Origin of the sequence: Phycisphaera sp. (genome assembly GCA_025916675.1) — a bacterium.
Lineage (GTDB): Bacteria > Planctomycetota > Phycisphaerae > Phycisphaerales > UBA1924 > JAHCJI01.
On the sequence record CP098402.1, the window covers coordinates 3,500,026 to 3,518,316 of the forward strand.

The 18,291-nt window shown below is 66.0% G+C and carries 16 protein-coding genes and 2 tRNA genes; 10 read left to right on the forward strand and 8 right to left on the reverse strand.

Annotation, left to right across the window (positions count from 1 at the left end):
- Nucleotides 1-2: 2 nt before the first annotated feature.
- From thyX to NCW75_15015, 4 genes are all read right to left on the reverse strand, one after another.
- Nucleotides 3-977 (reverse strand): FAD-dependent thymidylate synthase, encoded by a 975-nt coding sequence (gene thyX / locus NCW75_15000; GenBank protein ID UYV12588.1) that lies wholly within the window; start codon nt 975-977, stop codon nt 3-5.
- A 182-nt stretch (nt 978-1,159) separates the two neighbouring features.
- Entirely contained in the window at nt 1,160-2,335 is a 1,176-nt protein-coding gene (locus tag NCW75_15005; protein ID UYV12589.1) for a TlpA family protein disulfide reductase, read from the reverse strand.
- 176 nt (nt 2,336-2,511) lie between these two features.
- Entirely contained in the window at nt 2,512-3,267 is a 756-nt protein-coding gene (gene gpmA / locus NCW75_15010) for a 2,3-diphosphoglycerate-dependent phosphoglycerate mutase (GenBank protein UYV12590.1), read from the reverse strand.
- A gap of 135 nt (nt 3,268-3,402) precedes the next feature.
- Nucleotides 3,403-3,476 (reverse strand) — tRNA-Arg (locus NCW75_15015).
- A gap of 43 nt (nt 3,477-3,519) precedes the next feature.
- Between NCW75_15015 and NCW75_15020 the strand changes: the two genes are divergently transcribed.
- The 5 genes from NCW75_15020 to NCW75_15040 all read left to right on the forward strand — a co-directional run bounded on the left by NCW75_15020 (nt 3,520) and on the right by NCW75_15040 (nt 10,472).
- Nucleotides 3,520-4,860 (forward strand): RtcB family protein, encoded by a 1,341-nt coding sequence (locus NCW75_15020; GenBank protein ID UYV12591.1) that lies wholly within the window; start codon nt 3,520-3,522, stop codon nt 4,858-4,860.
- A 43-nt stretch (nt 4,861-4,903) separates the two neighbouring features.
- On the forward strand, nt 4,904-5,905 hold the full coding sequence (locus NCW75_15025) for a hypothetical protein (GenBank protein UYV12592.1): 1,002 nt from the start codon (nt 4,904-4,906) through the stop codon (nt 5,903-5,905).
- Nucleotides 5,906-6,086: 181 nt separating this feature from the next.
- Nucleotides 6,087-8,480 carry a hypothetical protein gene (locus tag NCW75_15030; GenBank protein UYV12593.1) on the forward strand — a complete coding sequence of 798 codons (2,394 nt, stop codon included), beginning with the start codon at nt 6,087-6,089 and terminating at the stop codon, nt 8,478-8,480.
- A gap of 76 nt (nt 8,481-8,556) precedes the next feature.
- Nucleotides 8,557-9,732, forward strand: coding sequence for a 23S rRNA (adenine(2503)-C(2))-methyltransferase RlmN (gene rlmN, locus NCW75_15035; protein UYV12594.1), 1,176 nt, complete (start codon nt 8,557-8,559; stop codon nt 9,730-9,732).
- Nucleotides 9,729-10,472, forward strand: coding sequence for a TIGR02206 family membrane protein (locus NCW75_15040; GenBank protein UYV12595.1), 744 nt, complete (start codon nt 9,729-9,731; stop codon nt 10,470-10,472). Before rlmN ends, NCW75_15040 begins: the two co-directional genes overlap by 4 nt.
- Here NCW75_15040 and NCW75_15045 read toward each other — a convergent pair whose 3' ends face one another.
- The 3 genes from NCW75_15045 to NCW75_15055 form a co-directional block, all read right to left on the reverse strand.
- Complete coding sequence (locus NCW75_15045; protein ID UYV12596.1) at nt 10,473-11,864, reverse strand: HD domain-containing protein; 1,392 nt, start codon at nt 11,862-11,864, stop codon at nt 10,473-10,475.
- Nucleotides 11,865-12,017: 153 nt separating this feature from the next.
- Nucleotides 12,018-13,067, reverse strand: coding sequence for a hypothetical protein (locus tag NCW75_15050; protein UYV12597.1), 1,050 nt, complete (start codon nt 13,065-13,067; stop codon nt 12,018-12,020).
- Nucleotides 13,060-13,953, reverse strand: coding sequence for a diadenylate cyclase (locus tag NCW75_15055; GenBank protein UYV12598.1), 894 nt, complete (start codon nt 13,951-13,953; stop codon nt 13,060-13,062). The genes NCW75_15050 and NCW75_15055 overlap by 8 nt, the downstream gene beginning before the upstream one ends.
- A gap of 83 nt (nt 13,954-14,036) precedes the next feature.
- Between NCW75_15055 and NCW75_15060 the strand changes: the two genes are divergently transcribed.
- On the forward strand, nt 14,037-14,321 hold the full coding sequence (locus NCW75_15060; protein ID UYV12599.1) for a NifU N-terminal domain-containing protein: 285 nt from the start codon (nt 14,037-14,039) through the stop codon (nt 14,319-14,321).
- A complete protein-coding gene (locus tag NCW75_15065; GenBank protein UYV12600.1) occupies nt 14,314-15,447 on the forward strand; it encodes an A/G-specific adenine glycosylase in 1,134 nt (377 codons plus the stop codon). Before NCW75_15060 ends, NCW75_15065 begins: the two co-directional genes overlap by 8 nt.
- 81 nt (nt 15,448-15,528) lie before the next feature.
- Here the strand turns inward: NCW75_15065 and NCW75_15070 are convergent.
- Nucleotides 15,529-15,599: transfer RNA gene (locus NCW75_15070), tRNA-Gln, on the reverse strand.
- A 259-nt stretch (nt 15,600-15,858) separates the two neighbouring features.
- Between NCW75_15070 and NCW75_15075 the strand changes: the two genes are divergently transcribed.
- The 3 genes from NCW75_15075 (at nt 15,859) to NCW75_15085 (ending at nt 18,278) form a co-directional block, all read left to right on the forward strand.
- Nucleotides 15,859-16,914 (forward strand): hypothetical protein, encoded by a 1,056-nt coding sequence (locus tag NCW75_15075; protein UYV12601.1) that lies wholly within the window; start codon nt 15,859-15,861, stop codon nt 16,912-16,914.
- Between the two features lie 130 nt (nt 16,915-17,044).
- Nucleotides 17,045-17,812 (forward strand): hypothetical protein, encoded by a 768-nt coding sequence (locus NCW75_15080; GenBank protein ID UYV12602.1) that lies wholly within the window; start codon nt 17,045-17,047, stop codon nt 17,810-17,812.
- A gap of 22 nt (nt 17,813-17,834) precedes the next feature.
- Complete coding sequence (locus NCW75_15085) at nt 17,835-18,278, forward strand: hypothetical protein (protein ID UYV12603.1); 444 nt, start codon at nt 17,835-17,837, stop codon at nt 18,276-18,278.
- The last annotated feature ends 13 nt before the right edge of the window (nt 18,279-18,291 follow it).

An 18,291-nucleotide genomic window follows, 5' to 3' on the forward strand; every position in this document is an offset into this window, starting at 1 on the left:
GGTTATGGCTTGTCGCCCAGGCCCAGTTGTTCGCGCTTGGCCTGCCACTCGGCGGTTTCGCGCTTGTTGTCGCTGGCCAGTTCGCCCTTCCCACCCCGCGAGAGGTTGGTGATGGCCTCGATCTCCAGCCGTGTCAGCCGCATGCTGTGCTGGTGGTAGTCCCGCCAGGCCTCCATGGTCACCGGGGCGATGGGCGCGATCAGGTCGTGCATGGCCTGGGCATAATCGCGAATCTCCTGCTGCGCGTGCGGGTCGAGCCGCAGCTTGAGGAACCGCAGGATGTTGTGCAGGTCGCACTTCCAGTACCACTGGGTGAACTGGCTGGTGGGCAGCCCCACCCGCGCCAGCTCGCGGCTGACGCCCGATTCGATGAGCTGCTCGTACTTGCCGTAGAGCGCCTCGACCTGATCGAGGTAGGCCATGAAGTCCTTGGCGGTCTTGAGTTCTTGCTCATCGCCTGTAGCGAACATGTCCTCGCCACCCTGGCGGTTACTCGAGCTCTGTTTGCGAACCTGGTTCAGCTCCACTCGATAGAACCGATCGGGCATCACCGAATACCGGCCCGAGTACTCGTTCACGTTGGCCGTGCGATGGCGGATCCACTGCCGCGCCACGAAGATCGGCATCGAGACATGGAACTTGAACTCGACCATCTCGAAGGGCGTGGTGTGCTCGTGCCGCAACAGATAGCGGATGAGCCCGCGGTCCTCGTTGACCTTCTTGGTGCCGGCCCCGTAGCTCACCCGGGCCGCCTGCACCACGGCCTGGTCGGCGGTCTGCCCCTCGGGCACCAGCCGCGGCATGGCGTCGACCAGGGCCACGAACCCGTGCTCGTGCAGCGGGATCGTCCACCGGCTGGCCCCGCCCATCACGTCGACCATCTCGCCCTCGGGCTCGGCCCGCTGGGCGTTGGGGGGGGGCGTGAAGCAGGGCTCGGGCTTGTTCTCGACGCTGATGGCAGAGTGGGGGTGGCTCATGGGGCAATATATCGCGGCGGGCAAGCCGGCGATTGTCGGTTAAGAGCTGGATTGCTCGCCCGTCGCCTGTGGTGAGGCTATCAGCGTTTCGGGCGGGTTCGGATCGCCTTGCCCCGCACACGAAAAAGCCCGCCACACCGGCGGGCTCTTGTATCCGAATGGGCGGGCAACCTGAAGGAGCCTCAGCCCTCTTCTGTGTTCTCTTCTTCGAGCGCGATCGGATCGATACCGAGCATCTCGGGGATCATCTCGTCGAGCTTGCCGCGGGCGTTGGGCGAGTGCAGGCGGCCCTGCTGGTCGACCACGAAGATGGCCGGGATCGAACGGATCTGCCAGTTGCTGGAAAACTCGCTCTTCCAGCCGTTGCCCTGGTAGTACTGCGGCCAGGCCACGTCGTTGGCCTCGACGTAGTTCCGCAGCTTGACCAGGCCGTCCTTGCTGGGGTCTTCCTCGTTGCGGGGGCTATCCAGGCTGATGCCGACAAACTCGACGCCCTTGTCCTTGTACGCGGCGTAGAGCTTCTTCATGTGGGGCATCTCGGCGATGCACGGGCCGCACCAGGTGGCCCAGAAGTCGATGACCACGACCTTGCCGCGGAGCATGCTCATGTCGATGGGCTCGCCGCTGGTGGCCTCCTCGAAGGAAAGCTCGAAGGGCTTGCCGACCTGGTCGTAGTGGTAGACCTTGGCCTTGGCCTGGCCGCCCTCACGGGTGTCGGGGTAGTCGGCGGCGATGGTCCGCAGGGTCTGCTCGAGCAGCTTGCCGTCGGTCTGGTAGTACGTCGTCATCATCAGGAGCGTTGCGTTCCGCGCATCATCAGGCGCGACGGCCGCGAACAGCTCGGCGGCTTCGCCCACCTTCTCCGAGTCGTAGTTCGTGGAACGCGCGACCGCGTTGGCGTGCGCGAAAAGCGCCTCGGTCTTCAGTTCTTTGTTGTCGGTCCGTCCCGCCAGTTCCCTGGTCTCGGCCAGGACACTGTCAGCACTACCCGCGCCCATCATCGCGTTCCAACGCACGGGCAGCAACTCGGGCAGGCGGTCGTGCGCCGGATGGCTCCGGTGCAACTCACCGATCAGTTCGGCCTGCTCCAGCATGGCCTCGTTGCGGGCCGCCATGTACTCGGCTCGGTAGCCCTCTTCGCCGCGGCGGCTGGCGTCGTACGCGGGGATCTCGACGGCCTCGTAGGCCTCGATGATCTGCTCGGCCGGGCGGTGGTCGCCCACCATCTGGCCCGGGGCCTGTCCCTGATTCTGGCCAAGGGCCGGGCTGCTGACGGCACCTGTCATGGTCAAGGCCACCGCGACGGTGGCTGCGCCGGAGAGGCTCGTCAATCTGCGGAGGCGATCACTCATGGTCATGGCTTGCTCCTGCCGTTTGGTTTGAGCCGGGCTCGACGCCAAGCTGATTCCGCCGCCTGCACGGTGGGCGGCGATGTTTTGCGGTACCTCAGTATAGAGGAAGGGCATCGTGCGACGTGAGGGGTTATGCCCAGTTGAGGAAAGCACGTTACCACTCATTGTGACTCAGTCCCGAATCAGCGGGCCTTGCCTTGGGCCGCAACCGCCTGCTGGGCTGCGGCCACCTCGTTCTGATCACCTAAGTATCTGCGATCAATGGGCTTAATGTCATTATCGAGCCTGTACACCAGCGGCACGCCCGTAGGGATCTCCACTCCCATGATGTCCGCATCGCTCACGTTGTCGAGGTGCTTGACCAATGCCCGGATGCTGTTGCCGTGGGCCGAGATGAGCATCCGCCGGCCCTCGCGGATCTTTGGGGCGATCTCGCCCTCCCAGCACGGCAGCACCCGCTCGACGGTGTCCTGGAGGCACTCGCCCGCGGGGAGGTCGTCGGGCGAGAGGTTCGCATACCTGGGATCGGCACCCGGCAGCCGGTCGTCGCCGGCCTCGAGGAGCGGCGGCCGCACGTCGTAGCTGCGTCGCCAGATCCTGACCTGGTCCTCGCCGTGTTTCTGGGCCGTCTCGGCCTTGTTGAGCCCCTGGAGCGCCCCGTAGTGCCGCTCGTTGAGCCGCCAGGATCGCTCGACGGGCAGCCACATGCGGTCGAGCCCGTCCATCACGATCCACAGCGTGCGGATGGCCCGCTTGAGCACGCTGGTGTAGCAGCAGTCGAAGTCCAACCCCTCGGCCCGGATCAACTCGGCCGCTTTCTTCGCCTCGGCACGCCCCTGCTCGCTCAGGTCGACGTCGGTCCACCCCGTGAACCGATTCTCGGCGTTCCAGGTGCTCTGACCGTGGCGGATGAGAACCAGCGTATGGGTTTCACTCATGTTCACAGGTTAGGTTTCGAAGTGGCGTGCGTCCGGCTCCGTGCGACACCGCCTACCAACCCTTCAGCATTGCGGTCTCTACACAAACTTCTTCCTCGCCAAGGAGGGATCCGCCCGACGCTGCGAAACTCCAAGCACCCCCGCCTGGATTCGAACCAGGGACCTGCGGATTAGAAGTCCGCTGCTCTATCCAGCTGAGCTACAGGGGCAATCGCCCCTGATCGTACGCGACAAGTGCCTCTACCCTCTGGCATGCCCGACCCGCAGACCGACAACCAGACCGCGGCGCCGTACCACCTGTGGGGTGCGGTGGGCGACGACTTCGACCAGCCAAGCCTGGCCCAACTCCAGAACGCGTGCCGCCTGCCCATTGCCCGGGCCGGGGCCCTCATGCCCGATGCCCACTTGGGCTACGGCCTGCCCATCGGCGGGGTGCTGGCCACCGAGGCGGCGGTCGTGCCCTACGCGGTGGGGGTCGACATCGCCTGCCGTGTGAAGATGACCGTGCTCGACATGCCCGCCAGCGAGCTCGACCACTCGGGCGGGCGGGACCGCCTGGCCAAGGCCATCGAACAGGAGACGCGTTTCGGCGTCGGGGCCAAGTTCGGCAATAAGGGAGACCGCACGCCCCCGCGCGAGCACGCCGTCATGGACGAGGATTGGGGCGTCAGCAAGATCACCCAGCACAACAAGGACCGCGCCCGCAGCCAGCTTGGCACCAGCGGCTCGGGCAACCACTTCGTCGAGTTCGGCGTGCTGACCATCGGCCAGGACGGCAGCGACCTGTACGCCCAAGCCGCGCCCGACGTGCGTGCTGGCGAAGCGCCCAAGAACAAGGTGCCCAACGCCGAGCACGTGTTCGATCTGCCGCCCGGTAAGTACCTCGCGCTGCTGAGCCACTCGGGCAGCCGCGGCACCGGGGCGGCGGTGTGCGACCACTACAGCAAGCTGGCCATGCAGCTGCACCCCGAGCTCGACAAGCAGATGAAGCACCTGGCCTGGCTCGACCTGGACAGCGAGGCCGGCCAGGAATACTGGGCCGCGATGAACCTGATGGGCCGCTACGCCGAGGCCAACCACGCGTGCATCCACCACTGGGTTGCCAAGCACTTGGGCGCCCGCGTCATCGGCGGCGTCGAGAACCACCACAACTTCGCGTGGAAGGAAACACACCAAGTCACGCTGCCCGATGGCTCGCAAGAAGAGCGCGTAGTCATCGTGCATCGCAAGGGTGCCACGCCCGCGGGCGAGGGCGTGCTGGGCATCATCCCCGGCTCGATGGCCAAGCCCGGCTTCGTCGTGCGCGGGCTGGGCGGCGAGGCTGGCACACGGGCGCTGTCGTCGGCCGCGCACGGCGCGGGGCGTGCCATGAGCCGCACCCAGGCCAAGAAGACCTTCCGCTGGGCCCACGTGAAGGAAGACCTGGAAGCCGCCGGCGTCACGCTGCTGAGCGCGGGCATCGACGAGAACCCACGGGTGTACAAGGACATCCGCCAGGTGATGGCCCGCCAGGCCGACCTGGTCGAGCCCATCGCCCGCTTCGACCCCAGGCTGGTCAAGATGGCCGACGGCGGCGAGCGGCCCGAGGATTAGGCTCGACGCACATGCGATCCCGGGCCGGCCCCTACGATTGTGCATGCCGAGCAACACCCAGAACCCCAGCAGCACGAGCCTCCCCCAGGCCGCCCAGGCCCTCACCGAGGGCCTGATCGATTATGCTGGCCTCTTCCCGCCGGCCAAGCTGGATATGGCCCCAGCGGTCGAGAACTTCGCACGCTACCTGCGGAGCGCCCAGGCCCCCATGCTGGGCCGCTTCGTCTGCCCCGCTTCGAGGCTGAGCGAGCTGACCAAGGCCGGCCAGATGCTCATGCCCGGCACGTTCGCCACCAGCGGCTACCCCGAGATGGCCGGCGACGGCGAGCCGTGGCGCATCAGCGCCATCGTGCCCCACACCAGCCAGACGCCGCTGGACGACTCGCTCGAGCAGATCCGCGAATTCAACCACCGCCACGAGGCCGAGGACCAGGGGCTCGCGATCGTCGACGCGATCGAGACGCCGCTCAAGGAAGTCGCCGACGTCGACGGCTTGCTCGACACCGTGCCCGAGCAACTGGCCATCGCGATGGAGGTGCCCGTTGCGGGGGGCACCGACGTCCGCGGCTACATCGCCGCCCTTGCGGGCACGGGTGCCGCCGCCAAGATCCGCTGCGGCGGCGTGACCAAGGACGCCATGCTGCCCGCCGAGCCGATCGTGGAGTTCATCGCGGCCTGCCGCACCGCCGGCGTGCCCTTCAAGTGCACCGCCGGCCTGCACCACGCCCTGCCCGGCTCGTACCGCCTGACGTACGAGGACAACCCGCCCATGGGCCCGATGCAGGGCTTCGTGAACGTGTTCACCGCCGCCATCCTCATCGGCGCCCGCGCGATCGACGAGCAAACCGCCATCGAACTGATGGCCGAAACCAACGGCTCAAACTTCGTGCTCACCAACGACACCATCGGCTGGAAGACCCACACCGTCCCCGTCGCCACCGCCGTCGAGCAGAGAAGCCGATTCGCGTTGAGTTTTGGGAGTTGTTCGTTTGAGGAGCCCACGGAGGAGCTTGCCGAACTGCTGCGGGCTCCTGCCGACGGCTGACGGACCTTTGGCTGCCGCGCTTTTGGGAAGGGCCGAGTCATAGTTGGGGTGGTCATCGGCCGCGGCAGGGCCCCAAGCAGGTCAGGACGGCCGCGAGGCCGTTTCGTGGATCTGAGAGGGTGCTTCCGGGAATCCCAAGTTCGGACCGCAACCCGCTCGGGCCGGGGCCCGAACAATGGGCATGCAATACTGCTCTTTTGGATCGCTCCTCGCTTGCCTCCTGATATCTGCGGCGGTATTCGCCCAGCCCTGCGAGCCGGGCTGGACCCCGGACCTCTTTGGGTTGCCGGGCACCGAGCACGCGTTTGCGGCCACTACCTTTGATGATGGGCGCGGCGAGGCGGTCTACATCGCCGGACAGTTCTCAGTCGCGGGGTACGCCGACGCCACGAACATCGCCAGATGGGACGGGCGTGGCTGGGAGCCCCTGGGTGGTGGCATCAACGGCAGGGTCCAGGCCTTGGCGGTCTTCGACGACGGCCAAGGCCCGGCGCTCTACGTCGGCGGCTGGTTCTCCCTTGCTGGTGACATCACGGCAGCCAACATCGCGAGGTGGGATGGTCAGGAGTGGACCGCGGTCGGCGAGGGATGCGATGGGGCCGTCGCTGCATTGCATGTGTTTGAGAGTGATTCCGGTCCCATGCTCGTCGTCGGCGGTTACTTTCAGCATGCCGGCGGTGTGCCCGCCAGCAACATCGCGAGTTGGGACGGCCAACAGTGGTCCGCATTCGGCTCGGGGGCACAGGCCCCGGTGATTGCCTTCGAAACGTGGAGCGACGATCGCGGCGAGTTGCTTATCGCCGGCGGAGAGTTCGATGAGATCGACGGCGTGGCCGTTCACTCGGTGGCGGCGTGGGATGGGTCCTCCTGGTCGCCACTGGGATCGCCTCCCGATCGGGGCAACGCCAAGATCGCAACGATGGCGGTCTACAACGATGGGTCGGGGCCGCAACTCTACGTGGGGGGGTGGTTCTCAAGCCTCTACGGGCAGGATGCGCTCAACATCGCCCGCTGGGACGGAACACACTGGATGGCCGTCGAAGGGATTGAGTATCACTCCAACCAACCCCATGCCATGTTGGCCGCCGATCTCGGCCAAGGCCCGAGCCTGTATGTCGGCGGCTCCTTGGGCAGGCTCGCGGGCGTGCCGTGCGGCGATCTGGGTCGTTGGGATGGCACTTCCTGGCACACGATCGGTGGGTTCGTGGATGGCAGGGTCCGCGCCCTGGTGCTCACCGAGCAAGCGGGCTACCCCGAGATCATCGCAGCGGGCAACCTGCAGCGTGCCGATGGCCTGCCCTTGCGTGGAACGGCTGCTTGGAACGGGTCGGATTGGCGCGCTCTCGGCGTGGGACTCAACGATGATGTGCTGGCGATCGAGCAATTCGACGACGGTACGGGACCGACCGTGTACGCCGGCGGTGCGTTTACCCGGACCAACGATCCGTCGGTCGCGTACCTCGGCCGATGGGACGGCAGGTCTTGGTCGGCCTTGGGTGGTGGCGTCGACCAAATGGTCACCAGCCTCACCGTTCACGATGACGGCTCCGGCTCATCACTCTTCGTCGCCGGGCGATTCTCTCGCGCGGGATCGATCGATGCCGGATCGATCGCACGCTGGGATGGAACGCGGTGGTGGCCGCTGGGTTCGGGCCTGATTGGCCGCGTGACGAGGGTCAACGCCATGCTGGGCTTCGACGACGGCAGTGGGTCGTCGCTCTACGTTGCCGGCGATTTCGACGCCATCCCTGGTCGCCAGTCCGCCGGTATCGCACGCTGGGATGGTGTGGAGTGGAACGCCGTGGGCGATCACCGCGACGCGTCCGTGGTGGCCCTGGAGGTTTTCGATGACGGGACCGGGCCCGCGATCTACGCCGCCGGGTCGTTCAGCCTCGCAAGCGGACGGTACTACGTTGGCGCGTGCCGCTGGGACGGCGTCCAATGGAAGCCGCTGGGGGATGGGCTGACCGGCCGTGATCGGCGCGTCACGTCCATGCGTGCGTTCGACAACGGGTCGGGCCCCGTGCTCACTCTCGCCGGCAATTTCAATGAGATCGAAGGACGCTACGCGCGCAACATCGCGACCTGGGATGGAGCAACGTGGAGTTCACCCGACGCACCAACCAGAGGCTCCGTCCGAGCCCTCGAGGTCTTCGACGACGGATCCGGTCCGGCCCTCTTCGCCGGCGGTCCGTTCTACGACTCATCGGCCGGTGAAGTCTGGTCGTTCGCCCGCTGGGATGGGGTGGCGTGGACGCGACCCGGTGGTGCGGGCAACAACTCCTTTACGGTCCTTCGGTCGGTTACCGACGCCTCGGGGCCCGCCCTCTACGCGGGAGGCAGCTTCACCTGGCTCGATGGTGTTGCCAGCGCGTACCTTGGCAGATTTGGCTGCCTCGCACTCCCCTGCCCGGTCGACCTCGACGCCGACGGCGCGCTCACCGTTCTCGACTTTCTCATGTACCTCAATCTCTTCCAAGACGGCGACCCACTCGCCGACTTCGACGGCGACGGCGAGTTGACCCCCTTGGACTTCTTGGCATTCCAGGCCGCTTTCGACGCCGGCTGCGAGTGAATACAAACGAGCCCGCTGCCCGCCGTGCAGTATCGCTGCGCACAGCGGTTGCGTTCTCTCTCCCCTACCCTCCCCCGTGCAGCACCCCGAACACCACATCTTCCACTTCACCCCAGACACCCTCGCCCAGTGGTGTGCCGCGCGGTCGATGCCGGCGTTCCGGGCCAAGCAGTTGCTCAAGTGGGTGTACGAGCGGGGTGTGGTCGATCCGGCGGAGATGACCGACCTGAGCAAGCGTGACCGCGAGACGGTCTCGCGGGAGATAGCGTTCCTGAGCGGGCCGACCGTGGCCCACCAACTCGCCACCGACGGCACGCAGAAGCTGCTCGTCGAGTGGCCCGACGACCTCGGCACCACCTCGGCCGAGCACGCCAGCGTCGATACGTCCAACAGGCTCCCGATTCTCGGGCAGGAGATGCCGTACAGCAACACCGCCCGCCAGACCGAGTGCGTGATGATCCCCTGGCCGCCCAAGGGCGACCTCAAGCCGCGTACCGACACGCGCGAGCGCCGGACGGCGTGCATCTCGAGCCAGGTGGGGTGCCCTGTGGGGTGCAAGTTCTGCGCGAGCGGGCTGGGCGGGCTCGATGGGAATCTGTCGGCCGGCCGCATCGTCGAGCAAGTCTGGCGATTGAATCGCCTGCCCGACGTGGGCCGCATCAGCAACATCGTGTTCATGGGCATGGGCGAGCCGCTGGCCAATTTCAAGAACGTCATCCACGCCGTGCGCACCATCGCGGCGCCGTGGGGCATGGGCATCGGCGCGCGGCGGATCACGATCTCGACCGTCGGCCTCCCCCAAGCAATCGAACGCCTGGCGCGCGAGCTTGACCTACCCGTCACCCTCGCCCTCAGCCTGCACGCGCCGACCGACGCGCTCCGCCGCCAGCTTATCCCTTGGGCCGAGCACGCAACGGTCGAGCAACTCCTCACCGCATGCCAGACGTGGTTCGCCAAGACCGGCCGCGAGATCACGCTCGAATACATCCTGCTCCGCGGCGTGAACGACCGCCCCGAGCACGCGCGGTTGCTGGCCGATCTGGCCCGCGCGATGCGCGCCAATATCAATCTGATCCGCTACAACGAAGTCCAAGGGTTGCCCTACGAGCGTCCGCGCAACGACGACGTGCGCGCATTCCAAGACATCCTGGTTAACGCGAACATCACCACCCACGTGCGCGCGAGCCGGGGGCGTGATATCGCCGCTGCCTGCGGTCAGTTGCGCCACGAGCACGCCGGGGCCGATGCGTGAGCGTCGCCGCGGTGCATCCCGCGCCGGGGTTTGCGCCCTTCACTGCCACCCATCTGGTCGCCGCTGGCCTTGGCATCGCGGTCATGGCCGTCTTCGTGCTGGCCGGGCGTCGGGCGTCGGAGCAACGGGAGAAGCAGATCGCGCGCACGTGGGCGGTGCTCTGGCTCATCCAGCAGGTGATCACCACCATCTATTGGCTGCTGCCGGCGAGCTTCGATGTCGGCAAGAGCTTCCCGCTCCACCTGTGCGACGTCATCGGCTGGATCGGGCCGTTCGCGTTGCTGATGGCACACACCCGTCGCACACGATGGCTTCGCACGGTGCTGTACTTCTGGGGCATCGGCCTGAGCACGCAGGCGTTCTTCACGCCCACCGTCGAACAGGGGCCGGGCGACCCGCGATTCTGGTTCTTCTGGATCAGCCACACGCAGATCGTGGGCGCGGGCTTCTACGACGTCATCGTCCGCGGCTACCGGCCGGGCGTGCGGGACTTCAAGACTGCGATCATCGCCTCGTTGTGCTGGATGGTGCCCCTGGCACTGTTCAACTGGGCCACCGGCCTCAATTACGGCTTTCTCGGCAAGGAACTCGAGGGCGAGACCATCCTGAATGTGCTTCCGGCCTGGCCATGGCGCCTCTTTGCGATGGCGGGCATCGTGCTGGTGTTGTTCACACTGCTCTGGTGTGTGTGGCCGCTGTCGAGGATGATCGCCGGGGATCGAACGAACGCGCCAGAATAGTTACGCGGCAACCTGATACGGCTTGAACCCGCTATTGCTCAGGAACACGCGCAGCGCGTCCACCGACTCGGCGCAGATCTTCGTCCCCGCCATCTTGTCGAGGATATCGAACACCTCGCCCTCGCTCATGTCGGTGCGGTAGGGCCGCTTGGCCGCGAGTGCTTCGTAGATGTCGGCGACGCACAGGATGCGATCGGCTTGGGTCAGCTGCGTCGCATCCAGGCCGCGGTGGTAGCCCGAGCCATCGAGCTTCTCATGGTGGCGGGCGGCTAACTCGGTGAAGGGCGCAAAGCACGGCGAACGTCGCAAGATGGTCCGCGTGAATTCTGGATGCTTCTTGAGCACGCCGAATTCCTGATCGGTCAGCTTGCCCGGCTTATCGAGGATCGTGTTGCTCACGCCCAGCTTGCCGATGTCGTGCAGCAGCCCGGCCCGGCGCAGATTGGTGAGCGTGCCCGAGTCGAGCCCCATAGTCATGCCGATACCCACGGCAACGTCCGACACGCCCTGCGAGTGGCACGCCGTCCACGGACTCTTCGCATCGACGACCATCGAGAACGCCCGGCAGAGGCGATCGAGCATGGTCTCGGTCAGATGAAAGACCATGTCCTCGGGCTCGAACGCGGCCACATGCCGCTGAGCATCTACTGACATCACCTTGAGCCAAAAATCGGTATCGTTGCCGATCGAGATGAACGCCCTGACGAGGTCCGGGTCGAACCATGTTTTCCGGCGCTTACGCGCGATATCAAGCGCAGCAACGAGGCCGTAGCGCATCGCAAAAACTTCGGTGGTTTGCGAGATGCTCAGGATGCGCGCCATCAGCGGGATCTGGGTCTTGTGCAAGCCGTCCGGGTGGCCCTTGCCGTTCCAGTGCTCGTCGAGGTTGCGGATGGCTTGCACGGCGTCCTCGGGAAGGTCGAGATCGCGTGCGATCAGTGCGCCGCGCTCGCAGCGAATCTGGACGAGTTCTTTCGCATCCTTGTTCCCCGCCATCGCGATCGACACGAACCGGCGGGCCCGCTCGCCCAGCGAGTCGTCAGGCGCGATGTTGCGGAGGATGTATGGCAGGAACGCGAGCGGATTTTGCCAGTTGGCGTACTTGAAGTTCTGCTTGACCGTCCGGTCGTCGGCACCGAACAAGTAGCACACTTTGGCGGCGTTGCTCGAGCAGCCCAGATCCTTCAGGAGTAGGGCGTAGAACAAGGCCGACCTGTCGGTGGCGTTGAGCCCGATCTCTTGGGCCAGCCGCATGCCGATCATGCACGAGCGGACGGCGTGCCCTTCGGGCTGTCCCTCGGTGATGTCCAGCGCGTACGAGAGCGCGCCGACGATGCCCGAGAGCCTTTCTCGGGTGCCTTGGGTGGGCTTAAGCTGTAGGGTCTCGGCCAACGTCGTCTCCCGAACTTGGGCCCGACGAAGGTCGTGCGGTGCCTCTGGGGGATCGGTTGGCGTCGGGAGAGTCTTCAGGCATTCAACTTGCGTGGGACCGATAGCACATCGGGGCTATCCCGTGACTGTCAATACCGCTACAGCCAGTGGTGGTCAGCCAGGGTCGGCCGTGGCCTCGGCCTCGATCACCGACACCTGCACGGGCACGCTCTTGTCGGAGACCTGGAAGTCCAGGCCCTGGGCCTGGCCCGAGAGGACGGCCTCGAATACGGCCGGGCCGGCGGTGAGTTCAACGCTCTCGAGTTGCAGCGTGGCGACCACGCGCTGGCGGCCGGCGATGATGGCCTCGATGGCCTGGGCCGGCCCGCTCACGGTCACGTCACGCAGATAGCCATCCTCGGGCGCGATGAGCACACGCCACTGCTGCATTTGTGTGGGCGAGAGCCGCACCATGACCGGGACGCTCGGGATCTCGTGGCTCTCGATTGTGCTGCGAAGCGCGATCGTCGCCTTGACGCTCGTCGGGCTGACACGCACCAACTCGCTCTGCCACGCTTCGGGGATCGTGACTGGGATCCCGGGAACCTCGGTCGTGCTCCCATCGCGGAGCAGGCCGCGTTGCGAAGAAGAGACGGTCGCGTCGAGGGAATCGACCGTCGTGGCGTTCAGGATCGAAGCCGGCCCGGTCACCGTGATCGTGGCTGGCTCAACGATCGGCGGGCTGTCGAAGTCGGCTCCCGAGGCCACGATGTTGACGTTCACCGCCTTCTCGATCATCTCGTCGATCCGCACGTCGATGGTCTGGGGGGTCACGTCAACCAAGCTCACGGCCAGCCTGTCGAACACGTTGTGATCACGCAGCTCATCCCGAAGCGAAACGGCCTCCCGGCCGACGCTCGCGGGCAATCCATCGCCGATCGAGAGCTCGACCGGTTCGCTCAGCCGTTGCTCGGCCCGGTCGAGCGCCGCGCGCGAACCCTGGAGTTGCAGGGATACCGCCACTCGTCGCGTCATTTCGGGCTCGGTCCAGGCCGTCAATGTGGAGCCGGCGGGCGCGGTGAGCACGAGCGTCACCGTGCGCGTGGCCAGCGTCAGACTGCGGGCCTCGGCGAAGGTCCAGACGGCGATGCTCAGCGCGATGACCAGGGCAGTACGCAGCAGGCGCGAGCGCAGCGTGGTCTTGCGGCGTGCGGCACTAAGCATCGGAGCCGTCCTTGGGCGCAGGGGCGTCGCTGGCCTGTTGCTTGCGGGCCTCCTCGGCGGTCGAGGGTCGATCGGGCAGCTCCTTGGTCAGGCCGGCCATCATGGCTCGCCGGAGCTCCTCGGGCGTCATGGGGTCGGTCAGTTTGCCGCGCTCGGCGATGCGGATGCTGCCGGTCTCTTCGCTCACGATGACTACCAGGGCGTCACACTCGCGAGAGATGCCCACGGCCGCCCTGTGGCGAGAGCCCAGGCCCGCGTCGGGCATGTCGGCGGCACCAGCGAGCGGGAGTTGCACGCCAGCCGCGTGGACGATCGGGCCCTTGATGATGACCGCCAGGTCGTGCAGGGCCGTGCCGGGGAAGAACAGGCTCTGGAGCAATCGGGCGCTGACCTCGGCCCCCAGGCGGGTGCCGCCCTCGGCCAAGCCGCCCAGGGCGGTGCGTCGCTCCATCACGATCAGGGCCCCGAACTTGGCCTTCTGGAAGTAGCTGCACGCCTCGACCACCGCGTCGACCACCTGGGCGATCTCGCCCGGCGTGCTGCGGAAGATCGGGGCTTCACCCAGCCGGGTGAGCGCCCGGCGGAGCTCGGGCTGGAAGACGACCACCAGACCGATGGCCACGACCACGCCCGCCCGATCCAGCAGGTAGCCAAGCCGCTCGAAGGCCTCCTCGCGGCCGACCAGGGACAGGAACAGCCGGGCCGCCAGCCCGATGAGCAGCAGGGCCACCAGGCCCTTCATCACGCCCGCGGCCCGGGTGCCCTCGATGAACCGGATGATGGCCCAGACCACCAACGCGATGAGCGCAAGCTCGAGGGCGACCTCCCACCACGGGTAGCCGTCCATGCGCTTGAGCGCGTCACCAATAGCGATCGCCAGGTCCACTGCGTTTCACCCCAAGGAGCCGAGGGCCACAGGCCGCACGAGCCACTGTATGCGTCCCGGGGCCCTACGCTGCCCAGCGAACTATGCCCCGCGTCACCGGCTTCGAATCCACGCCCAACCCGCACGCCGTCAAGATCCTGCTGGACGGCCCGATCGCCGCGTCTCCCCGGTCGTATCGCCAAACCCCGCCGGCCGGCTGCACCGACGCTCTGGCGGTGGCCCTGTACGCCATCGAAGGTGTCCGCGTCGTGCTGATCCACCATGAGTTCGTGACGGTGGGCAAGGCCCCCGACGCGAAGTGGCCCGCCATCAAACGCAAGGCCAAGGCGGCCATCCAGGCCCATGACGAGCCGGCCTCGCATGGCTGACCTGCCGCCGGGCGAGCCGGGCAAGGATCGGGTGATCTCGCGAGCCATCGCCCAGTGGTTCGAGGCCAACGCGCGGCCGCTCCCCTGGCGGCTCTCGCCCCGTGACCCCTGGCTCTCGCTGATGAGCGAGATCATGCTCCAGCAGACCCAGGTGGCCCGCGTGGCCGAGCGATTCGATGCCTTTTCCGCCCGCTTTCCGACGCCGGCCGCGATGGCGCGCGCATCGGTGGACGACGTGCTGGCGATGTGGAGCGGGCTGGGCTATTACCGCCGGGCGAGGATGCTGCACGCGTGCGCGAGTGCCATCGTCGAACGCCACGCCGGCTCGGTCCCCGACGATGTCGATCAATTGCACGCGTTGCCGGGGGTGGGGCGGTACACCGCCGGTGCCGTTGCATCGATCGCGTTCGACAAACCCGAGCCGCTGGTCGACGGCAACGTATCGAGAGTGCTGCTGCGCTTGCATGGTGTCGATCAGCCCGCCGACGGGTCGGGTGTTCAGGCCTGGGCGTGGGAGCGAGCGACCGATCTTGCGCGCGCATCGAGCGATCATGTTGCCAGCTATAGCGAGGGCGTGATGGAACTCGGCGCGACTGTGTGCACACCGCGCGCGCCATCCTGCAATGCGTGTCCGGCGTCGAAGCATTGCCGTGCGCACGAGCTTGGTATCACCGATCGGATTCCAAGGCCGAAGTCACGAGTGGCGCGCAAGCCGCTGGCGATCTCCGCGGTGGTTGTCGTCGATCGCCGAGGCCGGGTCTTGCTCGAACCCAGGCCGGCGGGCGGGCTCTGGGGCGGCTTGTGGCAACCACCCTGCGTCGAGCGCCATGCGGCGACCCACCCGCGCCTGGCCAAGACGCTGGAAACCCTCGGGTTCGATGGGCGAGTAGACGTGAGGGGTCGGTCGGTCGGGTTCGAGTTTGCCACGACGCATCGGGCTGTCACGGTCAGGGTCTGGAAGGCGGCCGCGGGCCATGCTGATCGCGTCCGGCGGGCTCGGGGTGGGGACGCGACATGGATCTACGAGGATTCCCTAGGAAAGCTCGGTCTCGGCTCGGCCCAACGGCGGATGTTGTTAGCGGCTGGTATTGCAAGCGGCGGGCCAAAGCCGGGGCAAAGCGCGTAATAGCTCTCGTGCTGGCCACGTAAAGATCTTTGTATGCTCGATTTAGGCGTAGTTATCCCGAAACGGGACAATGTGGACAAACTGGGGATCCAGGATTTGAACCTGAACTAGATGAATCAGAATCACCGGTGCTACCGTTACACTAATCCCCAATTGCAGCCAAATAGGCTTGCTAAGTCTACATCGGCTGACGCGGGAGTTCAATGCCGATCGTTGGTGCTGGGCATGGCTTATGTGGGAAATTGCCTATACACCCGTGGCCGATTGGCGCTCTAGGTAAAATTCTTTTGGTGAACACGCATCGGTCGTGTACACTAATGACGAAGCGTCGGTGGGCAAAACGGGGCCCCTGACGGCTCGAGGCCGCACTCGCCTGGTGCGGGTGCCGAGAGATGAGCGAGGAGATACATGATGAGCAAGATCAAGAGCACGATTGCTGCCGTCACGCTGCTAGCGGTGGCGGGCACCACTTTGGCCCAACAGTCAGAGTTCTTGTACACCAACCGGAACGATCCTGGTATCGATGCGTTCATCGGCGGTGTCGAGAGCAGGATCATCGACGTCACCAATCCCGGGGCGTTCCTGGCTGGCATCGTCCAGGTTGGCGATAGCTTCTTCTTTAATGACGGGGCGGCCAACTTCGATCCCACGCTGACCAGTGGTCTGTATCGTCTTGACGGCGCGTTTGGCACGCCTTCCATCACTCCGGTCGCGACGGGCATGCCCATCGAGAACCCCATTGGCTTGCAGTGGGATGCCGCCCGTGGCAACTTTATTACCGTCAACAACCCGTTCTCTCCCATTGCCGGCAGTGTCGATGGCATCCTGGGCATTACGATGGGTGGTTCGGTCACCACGATCTTCGAGCAGGACCTGTCGATCCCGCGGCCGCGCTACCAGGGTGCGTCGCGTTTGGTGCCCGATCCCACAAGTGATAGTTACCTCGTGACCAGCCCGAACGGCAGCGGCGCCGTTGTTGGCCCGGGTGAGCTCGGCACCGGCAGCGCCCTGTTCCGCATCAACATCGACGGCTCGCTCTCGGGTTCGCAGGAGCTCGTGGTCGATCTGGCCGACACTTCCGTGACCGGCTTGGCCGAACCGCTGCTGGACACCGCTGGCATCGCCGTGAACCCGACCAATGGCTTGGTCTATCTGACCGATCGCAACCAGGGTGCCATCTACGAGATGACGCTTGATGGCTCGGGTGCATTCGATTCGATCCGGGTGCTTCTCGACGGCTTGGACACCCCCGAGGAGATCCAATACGATCCGTTCAATGATCGTCTCGTGTTCGATGAGGGCTTCGGTGCTGGTCTCGGCCAGATCAGCCAGGTCGAGCTCGACGGCACGGGCCTGATGGTGCTGGTTGATGGCGTGGACACCCGCGGCATCGTTGTGATTCCCGCGCCGGCATCGCTCTCGCTGCTGGCGCTCGGTGGCTTGGCCGCTGTCCGTCGCCGCCGCTAGGCGACCGTTTTGTCGCAACACCCAGCGGGTGTGGCGCGTACAACCTGATGCTGAAACGATGGCCGGTGGGTAATGCTCAGCGGCCATCGGTGTTTGTTTGGAACATTGCGTTGCCGAGGAGGAGATCGAGATGACTGGAAGCCGTGCGCGAGCGTTGGGTGTTGCCGCCCTGGGTGTTGTCGGGGCCGTCGCTATTGGTGAGGAGACCGGTTTCGATGGGTTCGCATCGGGCTTTCTCGGACGCACGTTCGCCGACGGTGGGATCACGTTTTCCGAGAACTTGTGGTTCCCCGGCGGGAATCAGGTGCAGTTCGCCGCGACGAACGGCACGGGCTCGATCGGCTCGTTCCCCGAGTTCAGCCCGGTGAACGTGATGACGACTGGCTCGTGGTCGTCGGGCCCGGTGTTGGGCTTCACACGCACGCACCAGTGGATCGCGACGACCGGAGACACGGCTTCCACCGCGCGCATCGACCTGTTCTGGCTCGGCCGCTCGAACTGGGAGGGCACCGAGGTGTGCCTCGAAGGACTGGTGGGCGACGACGTGGTGGTGAGCGATTGCTTCATCCATCCGGGCGTGACGCCCTCGGACATCCAGCACACGCGGATGGAGATTTCGGGCGTCGAGTTCGAGCGCATCCGCTTTATCGCCCGCGGCGGAACGATGCCGGGCGAGCTCGACGGCATTCTCGCGGTGTTCGACAACGTGGTAATCGAGGCGGGCGTTGCTTGCCGCGCCGACATCGATGGTGACGGCGAGTTGACGATCTTCGATTTTCTGGGCTACCAGAACCTGTTCGATGCGGGGGACTTGCGGGCCGACTTCGACGGTGATGGCGAGTTGACGATCTTCGACTTCCTCGCGTTCCAGAACGAGTTTGACGCGGGCTGCGGCTGATGTAGGGCGCGTAGACTAGGCCATGATCCACCCCGCCCCGACCACCAGAATCGCCCCGGGCCTGGCCCGAGGCGTGCTGAAGGAGGCCGTGGCCGCCACGGCCACCAAGCCCGCCCACGTCCGGCTCTCGTTCTCGAACACCAGCTACGTGCTGTATTTGCTGCCGACCGCCCCCCTGGCGGCCGAGCCGGGCGACAAGGTCTTCGGCACGATCTCGGCCCGGGCCCGCCGCGTGGACACGGTGCCAAGCGGCGGGCAGTTCGTCGAGCCGGTCATCGGCCGGCCGCGGAGGGTGCAGGGGCGTGTGGTGGCCAGGGAAGGTGACAAGGTCGTGGTCGATGCGGGCGTTCCCATCCACTGTTCGTTGACCGATGGCCGCCAGCACGCGGGGGACTTCCCGGTTGGCGATATGGTCAGCTTCGACGTGCTCGACGGGGCCAGTTTCACGCCGCAAGCCGACGGTTGATCCACTCGAACCA